This is a genomic window from Parvibaculum sp. (assembly GCF_002684405.1).
Taxonomy (GTDB): domain Bacteria; phylum Pseudomonadota; class Alphaproteobacteria; order Parvibaculales; family Parvibaculaceae; genus Parvibaculum.
The window spans coordinates 1-9112 of the sequence record NZ_NYVD01000123.1; the positions used below are offsets into that span (position 1 = coordinate 1).

General features: G+C 64.8%; 10 protein-coding genes. 4 read left to right on the top strand and 6 right to left on the bottom strand.

Annotation, left to right across the window (positions count from 1 at the left end; genetic code table 11):
• Positions 1 to 82: 82 nt before the first annotated feature.
• The 4 genes from CMI59_RS11555 to gloB all read right to left on the bottom strand — a co-directional run bounded on the left by CMI59_RS11555 (position 83) and on the right by gloB (position 3013).
• Positions 83 to 742: a DUF882 domain-containing protein gene (locus CMI59_RS11555; RefSeq protein ID WP_293328408.1), complete on the bottom strand. Its 660-nt coding sequence runs from the start codon at positions 740 to 742 to the stop codon at positions 83 to 85.
• 9 nt (positions 743 to 751) lie between these two features.
• Positions 752 to 1654, bottom strand: coding sequence for a polysaccharide deacetylase family protein (locus CMI59_RS11560; protein WP_293328409.1), 903 nt, complete (start codon positions 1652 to 1654; stop codon positions 752 to 754).
• Positions 1655 to 1792: 138 nt separating this feature from the next.
• Positions 1793 to 2215 (bottom strand): cupin domain-containing protein, encoded by a 423-nt coding sequence (locus CMI59_RS11565; protein ID WP_293328417.1) that lies wholly within the window; start codon positions 2213 to 2215, stop codon positions 1793 to 1795.
• A gap of 30 nt (positions 2216 to 2245) precedes the next feature.
• Complete coding sequence (gene gloB / locus CMI59_RS11570; protein ID WP_293328410.1) at positions 2246 to 3013, bottom strand: hydroxyacylglutathione hydrolase; 768 nt, start codon at positions 3011 to 3013, stop codon at positions 2246 to 2248.
• A 147-nt stretch (positions 3014 to 3160) separates the two neighbouring features.
• On the opposite strand from gloB, the gene CMI59_RS11575 reads away from it, so the two are divergent.
• Complete coding sequence (locus tag CMI59_RS11575) at positions 3161 to 3919, top strand: methyltransferase domain-containing protein (protein WP_293328411.1); 759 nt, start codon at positions 3161 to 3163, stop codon at positions 3917 to 3919.
• 6 nt (positions 3920 to 3925) lie between these two features.
• Here the strand turns inward: CMI59_RS11575 and metW are convergent, their stop codons facing one another.
• Positions 3926 to 4570 (bottom strand): methionine biosynthesis protein MetW, encoded by a 645-nt coding sequence (gene metW, locus CMI59_RS11580; RefSeq protein ID WP_293328412.1) that lies wholly within the window; start codon positions 4568 to 4570, stop codon positions 3926 to 3928.
• On the bottom strand, positions 4567 to 5754 hold the full coding sequence (locus tag CMI59_RS11585; RefSeq protein WP_293328413.1) for a homoserine O-acetyltransferase: 1188 nt from the start codon (positions 5752 to 5754) through the stop codon (positions 4567 to 4569). The genes metW and CMI59_RS11585 overlap by 4 nt, the downstream gene beginning before the upstream one ends.
• 225 nt (positions 5755 to 5979) lie before the next feature.
• On the opposite strand from CMI59_RS11585, the gene CMI59_RS11590 reads away from it, so the two are divergent.
• The 3 genes from CMI59_RS11590 to CMI59_RS11600 are packed head-to-tail and all read left to right on the top strand — an operon-like array spanning position 5980 to position 8943.
• Entirely contained in the window at positions 5980 to 6906 is a 927-nt protein-coding gene (locus tag CMI59_RS11590) for a chorismate mutase (protein WP_293328414.1), read from the top strand.
• A 4-nt stretch (positions 6907 to 6910) separates the two neighbouring features.
• Positions 6911 to 8011, top strand: coding sequence for a histidinol-phosphate transaminase (gene hisC / locus CMI59_RS11595; RefSeq protein WP_293328415.1), 1101 nt, complete (start codon positions 6911 to 6913; stop codon positions 8009 to 8011).
• On the top strand, positions 8008 to 8943 hold the full coding sequence (locus tag CMI59_RS11600) for a prephenate/arogenate dehydrogenase family protein (RefSeq protein ID WP_293328416.1): 936 nt from the start codon (positions 8008 to 8010) through the stop codon (positions 8941 to 8943). Before hisC ends, CMI59_RS11600 begins: the two co-directional genes overlap by 4 nt.
• The last annotated feature ends 169 nt before the right edge of the window (positions 8944 to 9112 follow it).

Here is a 9112-nt window from a genome sequence, read left to right on the forward strand (position 1 = left end):
CCCCCCCCATCCACGTCTTCAGGCGAGTGGAAAAAGACGTGGATGCCCCGCATGAAGCGGGGCATGACGGTAAAGGGAAGTGCTACCCCTTCTCCGCCGCCGCCTTCTCCGCCTGCTGACGGTCGTATTCCTTGTCCCGGCCGGGCGTCGGCATGGCGGGATAGACCCAGTGGTCGAGCGGGCCGATGTCTACATGGACGAAGGGCCGCTTCGTCGGGTAGTAGCCCGCCCCGCCGCGTTTCAGCTTCAGCGCCACGCGATAGACTTCCTCCGGGTCGAGGAAGTTCTGCGTGATGTCGACGGCCATGCCGCGCATATGGAAGCTGCCGGGATCGACGCCGTCGGAATGTTTCAACAGCCATTCATTCGTCTGCGGCGAGCGGTAGCCCGACATGGTGTAGATCGGGTTTTTCGAGCGCGTGTTCTGGTCGATCTCCCACATGAGGTCGAGCAGGCCGGGGTGAATCTCATGCGTCGTTTCGGTGCGCAGGTCGCGCATGAAATGGCGCATCCGTTTCAGCGCATGGGGCAGATACTCGCCGTCCGCCCAGTAGACCATGTCGAGCTTCTCGCCCGAATTGAGGCTCTGGAGCCTCAGCCGCTTCTTGTAGGGCGTGTCCGCGCGGACGATGGATGGCGCTGCGAAAGTGAGTGCGGTGCCAAGGCCGAGCGTGCCCAGGCCGCGCAAGGCATCGCGGCGGTTTGGCAGCAGAACGGTTTTGCCCGGTTTTTTTTCGCCCATGCCGAAAGCCTATTGCACTGATATGGCGGGCTCAAGAATGTCGTCGGCTGTCGCGTGCCGCGTCCCGCGTAATTCCGGTACGTCCTTCTTCGCGACGGCGACGGGCGAAATCAGCGCATCATGCGCGCTTGCCGCCAGTTGCCGCGCGCCCGGCGCGGGCGTCAGCTGCACGAAGCGATAACCCTTCTTGCGCAAATCCTTGATGATGCCGGGCAGCGCGGCGGCGGTATGCGGCTTGGTGTCGTGCAGGATGATGACGCCGCGACCCACCGAGTTGATGTTGCGGACCGCGCGGCGGCGGACCTGCGAGGCGGAGATGCGCTTCCAGTCGTCGGCGCCGAACTCGCAGGAAAGGGTCGCGATGTTGCGCGCGCCAAGCCAGCCCATCAGATGCTTGCTGTCATTGAGGCCGGGAAAGCGGAAGAAGGGGGCAAGCCGCCGCCTGTCTGCAGCGGGCGCGGTGGCGAGCGCCTTTTCGACGGCGGCGAAACCGCGCCGGATCTGGCGGCGCGCGGCGGCCAGCGACAAATGACGCAGATTGTTCGGATGCGACCATGTGTGGGTGCCGATGGTATGGCCGCGCGCGGCGATCTCGCGCACGATTTCCGGATGGCGTTCGGCGTAATAGCCGACCACAAAAAAGGTCGCCTTGATGCAATTGGCGTCGAGAATATCGAGGATGCGCGGCGTCGTATGCGGGTCCGGCCCGTCATCGAAGGTGAGCGCCACTTCCTTCATCTTCAGCGGCGCCATGCGGTGATATTGCAGCGTGCCATAGGCAGGCCCGCCCCTGGTGGCGATCTCCACCTTGCGTTCCGGCTTGCAGGCCGCAGCTGCATCAGCCGTCCCGCCCGCAAGAATAAGCAGGCAGACAGGCAGCAACAGCAGGGTGGCGGCAAGCCCCCGTTTCATCCTCAAGCCCCCCAAGGCCGATAGCGATGCCTTGAGCTTAGGCGAGGATGGCTGTCGGGCTTGTGTGAAATAGCGATATGTCCGCCCGGAGACGCATTTTGGCGGGGTTATGTCGCTCTCCTGCAACGCGGGCGGGACTCAGCGCGGCTCCCAGCCCTCTTCGGCGAGTTCGAAGGCCGCAAAGTCGAAGCCGGGGGCGACGGTGCAGCCGACCAGCGTCCACAGGCCCACCGGTTCGGCTGCCTGCCAGTAATTGCGCGGCACGACGATCTGGGGGCGTTCGCCGGCGGCGAGGTTCTGTCCCAGCAAATGGATCTCCGCCGGGCCTGTCTCCGGCGCGATGCCAAGCTGCAGCGGCCCGCCCGCATACCAGTGCCAGGTCTCCGAGGCATCCTTCACCCGGTGCCAGTGAGAGCGTTCGCCCTCGCGCAGCAGATAATAGATCGCGGTCGAATGCCCCCGTTCGATCTCGGCTGTCGTATCGCGGAAGGTCTCGACGAAATGGCCGCCTTCCGGGTGCGGCTGCATGTCGAGCATCTCGATGATCTGTTCGGGGCTCATATCGGTCACGGGCAGGTCCTTGTGTCGCTTCTAGAAATTGTCTTTGCGGTGGCGGGTCTCGGCGAAGACCTCCACATCGCTCGCTGCGTCGAGGCCGATGGCGTGGCGCAGCTTCGGGTCGGCGGCGCGCAGGAAGGGGTTGGTCGCCTTCTCAAGGCCGATGGTCGTCGGCACGGTCCATTCGCCTTTAGCGCGCTTTTCGTCGATCTCTTTCGCGCGGGCGGCGAGCGCTTCGTTCTCGGGATCGACCGTCACGGCAAAGCGGGCATTGGCCTGCGTATATTCATGCGCGCAATAGACAATGGTGTCGTCGGGCAGCGCCATGAGCTTGGAGAGCGAGGTCCACATTTGTTCGGGCGTGCCCTCGAAAAGCCGTCCGCAGCCGAGCGCGAAGAGCGTGTCGCCGACGAACGCGACGCCGTCATCCTCGAAGTAATAGGCGACATGGCCCGCCGTATGGCCCGGCACGTCGAAGACGCGGGCGCGCGCCTCGCCCAGCTCCACCATGTCGCCGTCGCCGACGGCGCGGTCGAGGCCGGGAATTTTCGCCGCCTCGCCCTTGGGGCCGATAATGGTGCAGCCGGTCTTTGCCTTCAGTTCCTCATTGCCGCCCGCATGGTCGTAATGGTGATGCGTGTTGAGGATATGGGTGAGCGTCCAGCCCTTTTCCTTGAGCGCCTTTTCGATGGCCTTGGCGTCGGGCGTGTCGATAGCCGCCGTCGCGCCCGATTTGGGCTCATGGACCAGATAGCCGTAATTGTCGTTCAGGCAGGGAAACTGGTGGATTTCGAGGCTCATCGTTCCGGCTCCGGTGCTGGAGAATGTGTGACGAGACCCTAATGCGCCTTGCGCGGCGATTGAACCCCTTGGGCGCATTTGGAAACGCCAAGGCCGTTACCATCTCGTGAGGGAAACCTTTACACGGAATCTGCTAGGCTTCGCCCCATGCATATGGATGTCATCGATCTTCGCGATTTCTACGGTCGCCCGCTGGGCCAGGTGGCGCGGACGCTGATTACGCGGCGCATCGGCGAGATCTGGCCGGATGTGCGCGGGCTCAACGTCGCCGGGCTCGGTTTTGCCACGCCCTATCTGTCGCCCTTTCAGGGGCAGGCGCAGCGCGTCATCGGGCTGATGCCCGCCCAGCAGGGCGTGCTGGCATGGCCGGCCAATGGACGGCATCTCACCTGTCTGGTGGACGAGGCCGAAATTCCGCTGCCCGACGAGAGCATGGACCGCGTCCTGCTGGTACACGGGCTGGAGGGCAGCGAGGCGGTGCGTTCCATGATGCGCCAGATCTGGCGCGTGCTGGCGCCGGGCGGACGGCTTCTCATCGTGGCGCCCAACCGGCGGGGCTTGTGGTCGCGCCGCGAGGGTACGCCCTTCGGCATCGGTCAGCCCTTTTCGCGCTCCCAGCTGACCCAGCTCATGCGCGAGAACATGTTTTCGCCCACGCGCTGGGAGACGGCGCTCTATGTGCCGCCCATCCAGTGGCGTCCCTTCCTGCAATCGGCCGGCGTCTGGGAGCAGGTCGGCCATGCGCTCTGGACGCGTTTTTCCGGGGTGATCATGGTGGAGGCAGGCAAGCAGATCTATGCCGCGACGCCGCAGCCCAAACGCAGGCTCGCCCGGCGCATGCGCGCCTTGTCGCCCGCGCCCATCCCGCAGGGCATGCAGACGCAACATCGGCAGGATGAAAGCTGACGGTTCTCAGCTCGTTCGCGACATCATGAAGACGGCTTCGCTCGCCGTCAGATTGTCGAGCGGGCCGGGCTTGCCGATCCGCTTTGCCCGGGTGCCGTTCACGGCCAGCGCATCGTCGATATGCAGGCCCAGCGTGTCGCACAGCTCGGTGAAGTCGCGCAGCGTGCACAGATGGATGTTGGGCGTGTCGTACCACTGAAAGCCCAGCGAGGGCGTTTCCGGCATGCGGCCCTGCAGCAGAAGTTTCAGTCGGACGCGCCAATGGCCGAAATTGGGGAAGGACACGATGATGTGCTGCCCGATACGGGCCAGTTCCTGCAGCACGATGCTCGGATTATGCGTCGCCTGAATGGTCTGGCTCAGGATCACATAATCGAATGCATCCTTCGGATAGTCGCGCAAATCGGTATCGGCGTCGCCCTGAATGACCGAGAGCCCGCGCGTCACGCTTGCGTTCACGCCTTCCTGGCTCAGTTCCATGCCGCGCCCGTCCACGCCGCGCTCTTTGACCAGGCGCGCCAGCAGTTCGCCGTCGCCGCAGCCCACGTCGAGGACGCGGCTGCCGGGCGCGATTTTCTCGGCGATGAAGTCGAAGTCGGTACGCGGCGCATGCGGCAGGGGCCGCCCGCCCGTCAGGCTGTTGGGGCTCATGTCGTCAGGCCCCGCCTTTGCGCCGCCGATTCCAGGAAGCCCGACAGCGTGTCGAGCATTTCCGGCTCGTCCAGCAGGAAGGCGTCGTGCCCCTTGTCGGTGTCGATCTCGACGAAGCTCACATTGGCCGCCACCGCGTTCAGCGCATGCACCACCTGCTTGCTGTCGGAGGTGGGAAACAGCCAGTCGCTGGTGAAGCTCATGACGCAGAAGCGGGTAGTGGTGCCCCGGAAGGCATTGGCGAGGATGCCGCCATGGTCCTGGGCGAGGTCGAAATAATCCATCGCCCGGGTGATGTAGAGATAGGAATTGGCGTCGAAGCGGTCCACGAAGGTCGAGCCCTGATAGCGCAGATAGGATTCGATCTGGAAATCCGCGTCGAAGCCATAGGTGATCTCGTCGCGGTCCTGCAGGTTGCGGCCGAATTTCCGGTGCAGCGCGGTTTCCGACAGATAGGTGATATGGGCGGCCATGCGCGCGACCGCGAGCCCCTTGGCGGGGTTCGTGCCATGCTCCAGATAGCTGCCCTGGCGCCATTCGGGATCGGCCATGATGGCCTGGCGGCCGACCTCGTGAAAGGCGATGTTCTGGGCGGAATGGCGCGCCGCGGTCGCAATCGGGATTGCGGAAAAGACGCGGTCAGGATAGGCGGCGCACCATTGCAGCACCTGCATGCCGCCCATCGAACCGCCGATGGCGCAGAAAATGTCGTCGATGCCCAGCCGGTCGAGCAGCATGGCCTGGGCGCGCACCATGTCGGCGATGGTGACGCCGGGAAAGGTCAGCCCGTAGGGTTTGCCGGTTTCCTGGTTGATGTCGCGCGGCCCCGTGGTGCCCATGCAGCCGCCGATGACATTGGGGCAGATCACGAAATAGCGGTCGGTGTCGATGGGGCGGCCCGGGCCGACCATGTTGGACCACCAGCCGGGCTTGCCCGTGACGGGATGGGGGCTCGCGGCGAACTGGTCGCCGGTCAGCGCGTGGCAGACCAGCACCACATTCGACTTGTCGGCATTGAGCCGGCCATAGGTCTGGAAGGAGATCGTGAAGGGCGACAGCTCGACCTCGCTGTCGAGCCTCAGGGGCTCGTCGGCGCCGAATGTTTCGGTGCAGCTTCGGGCGTTGACGCGCTCTCCCGCCTCGGCGGCGGCGGCCGCTATTTCCGGCTTTTCGGTGGTAATCATCGCGTGAGCGGCGGTCCTGCGGCGCTTTTTGAGGTCGTTTCGCGTTTTTTCCGGCCCGCGGACGGCCTCATATGTCGCCCCGGGCAGGCAGCATAGCTAGGGTGGGACCCCTTGAAATGTCAATGTTTTCTTTGATTTTGGGCATATCCGCCCTTATGAATACCGCTCCTGCGGCAGGGGCCGGGCAGCGGCTTTTCGCCCCTTTTTCCGTGCGTGAGACACAAGATGACGAGCGAGACACAAAGCCCCGTCAAACAGGCCGGGACAGGCGACGACAGCGCGCCCGCCCTGGCCGATGTGAGGCGTGAGATAGATGCGATCGACGATGCGATCCACGATCTGCTGATGAAGCGGACCGAACTCGTCGTCGATGTCGCCAATGCCAAGGCGCGCGATGCCAGCGCGGCGGGGGAGGGGAGCTTCATTGCCTTCCGCCCGGGCCGCGAGGCGGAGGTGCTGCGCCGTCTCGCTGGTCGCCATGAGGGGCGGTTGCCGCTGCGCGTCGTCTTCCGGCTCTGGCGCGAGATCATTTCCGCCATGACCCGCATTCAGGGACCCTTCCGGGTGGAGGTCTATGGCGGCGCGGATACCGATGCGCTCGCCTATTGGGACCTTGCCCGCAATTATTACGGCTCCATCACCGAGATGACGCTGCATGACAGCATGCGCGATCTCACCCGCCGCGTGTCGCAGGACCGTTCCGCCATCGGCATCCTGCCCCGGCCGGGCAATTATCCGGGCGGCGACTGGTGGACGGCGCTGGCCGGGCGCGGCGTGCCGCTTCGCGTGGTGACGCAGCTTCCCTTCGCCCATATCGACGGGATGGAGGGCGAGGTCGGCGCGCTTGTGGTGGCGCAGGCCGAGTTCGAGCCCACCGGCGACGATACGAGCCTGATTGCCATTTCCGCGCGCGGCAGCGTCAGCGAGACGAAGCTCGCCCAGCTTCTGAACGCGGCCGGGATCGAGGCGGAACGGCTGAGTGTCGCCGTCACGCAGGACGGGGAGCCGCGTCATCTGAGCCTTTATGCCGTGCCGGGCTATCTGGAGGCCGGGGATGCGCGTCTTGCCGCCCTGATCGCGGAGCCGGTCGACGACGTATATGTGCTGGGCGGCTTTGCCAATCCCGTGCGCCGCGACGCCGATACGGACTGAGCTCATGACGAAACCGACACCGCAACCCGGCATCGAAAAGATCGAACCCTATGTGGGCGGCCGCGCCAAGGCCGACCCGGGCGTGCGCACCTACAAACTGTCGGCGAACGAGACGCCGCTGGGGCCGAGCCCGAAGGCGCGCGAGGCCTATGTCGCCGCGGCGCAGGATCTCGAACATTATCCGGAAGGCTCCGCCGCGCCCTTGCGCGAGGCGCTTGCAAAGCGCTTCGGCCTTGCCGCCGACCGCCTCGTCTGCGGCGCGGGGTCCGACGAACTCCTGCATCTTCTCGCCCAGTGCTATGTGGGCGAGGGCGACGAGACGATTGCGAGCGAGCACGGCTTTCTCGTCTATCCCATCGTGACGAAGGCGGCGGGCGGCACCTGCATTCAGGTGCCGGAGAAGGATCTCAAGACCGATGTCGATGCGGTGCTTGCCGCGGTGACGGAGAAGACGAAGATCGTCTTCATCGCCAATCCCAACAATCCGACCGGCACCTATCTGCCCTCGGATGAGATGAAGCGGCTTCAGGCGGGGCTCCGCCCCGACATCCTGCTCGTGATCGACGCGGCCTATGCTGAATATGTGACCCGCAACGATTACGAAGCCGGGATCGAGCTTGTCGCGACGAATGAAAACGTCGTGATGACGCGCACCTTTTCGAAGATCTACGGGCTCGCCGCCGCGCGTCTCGGCTGGCTCTACGGGCCGGCCCATGTCTGCGACACGCTCAACCGCGTGCGCGGTCCCTTCAACGTCTCGACGCCGGCCATGATGGCAGGTGTCGCGGCGATGGAAGATATCGCCCATGTGGAAAAGGCCCGCGCGCATAACGACGAATGGCTTCAGTGGCTCACGGAGCGGATTTCGGCGCTGGGCCTTGAGGTGACGCCGAGCGCGGCGAACTTCCTGCTCGTCCGCTTTCCCGATGCGCCCGGCAAGACGGCGGCGGAGGCGGATGCCTTTCTGATGAAGCGCGGTCTCATCCTGCGCGCCGTCTCGTCTTACGGGCTGCCCGATTGCCTGCGGCTTTCCGTCGGCACGGAAGAGGCGAACCGGCTGGTGGTGGACGCGCTTGCCGACTTCATGAAGGGCGGTGCGTCATGAGCGAACCGCTTTTCGAGCGTATCGCACTTGTTGGTCTCGGCCTTATCGGCGGTTCCATCGGCCATGCGGTGAAGCGCGGCAATCTCGCAAAGCACATTGCGGGCTATGCGCGCTCGGAAGAAACCCGCAAGCGCGCGCATGAAATCGGCTTCATCGACAGCGCGCATGAGACGGCGGCGGATGCGGTGAAAGATGCCGACCTCGTCATCCTCTGCGTGCCCGTCGGCGCGCTCGGGCCGGTGGCCGCGGAAATAGAAAAGGCGCTGAAGCCCGGTGCGATCCTCACCGATGTGGGCTCGGTGAAGATGGCCGTCATCCGCGATGTCGGCCCGCATGTGCCCGAAGGCGTGCATTTCATTCCCGGCCATCCCATCGCCGGTACGGAGCAGTCCGGCCCCGAAGCGGGCTTTGCGGAACTCTTCGACAATCGCTGGTGCATCCTGACGCCGGTGCCCGGGACGGACCGCGAGGCGACCGAACAGCTCACCGCCTTCTGGCAGGGTTGCGGCTCGACCGTCGATGTGATGGAGCCGCGTCACCACGACATGGTGCTCGCCATCGTCAGCCATCTGCCGCATATCATCGCCTATAACATCGTCGGCACGGCGAACGATCTGGAAACGGTGACGGAATCGGAAGTCATCAAATATTCCGCCTCCGGTTTCCGCGACTTCACGCGTCTTGCCGCGTCGGACCCGACCATGTGGCGCGATGTCTGCCTCAACAATCGCGAACCGATCCTCGAGATGCTGGCGCGGTTTTCGGAAGATCTGTCGGCGCTACAGCGCGCGATCCGCTGGGGCGACGGCGATGCGCTTTTCAGCCTCTTCACGCGCACACGCGATATCCGCCGCTCGATCATCGAGGCGGGACAGGAAACGCCCGCGCCGAATTTCGGCCGCACGCCGGACAAGACAGGCAAGAAGGACTGACGAGAGATTTTCTCTCTTGTCATCCCGGCCCTGTGCCGGGATCCTGGGGCGACAGGTGCTGAATTTGCGGTTCCGGCCCTTCCTCGCGACGTCCCACAGCGTCATTGCGAGCGTCCGTAGGACGCGCGGCAATCCAGAGCGGCAGGCTCAGCGCTGGATTGCGTCGTCG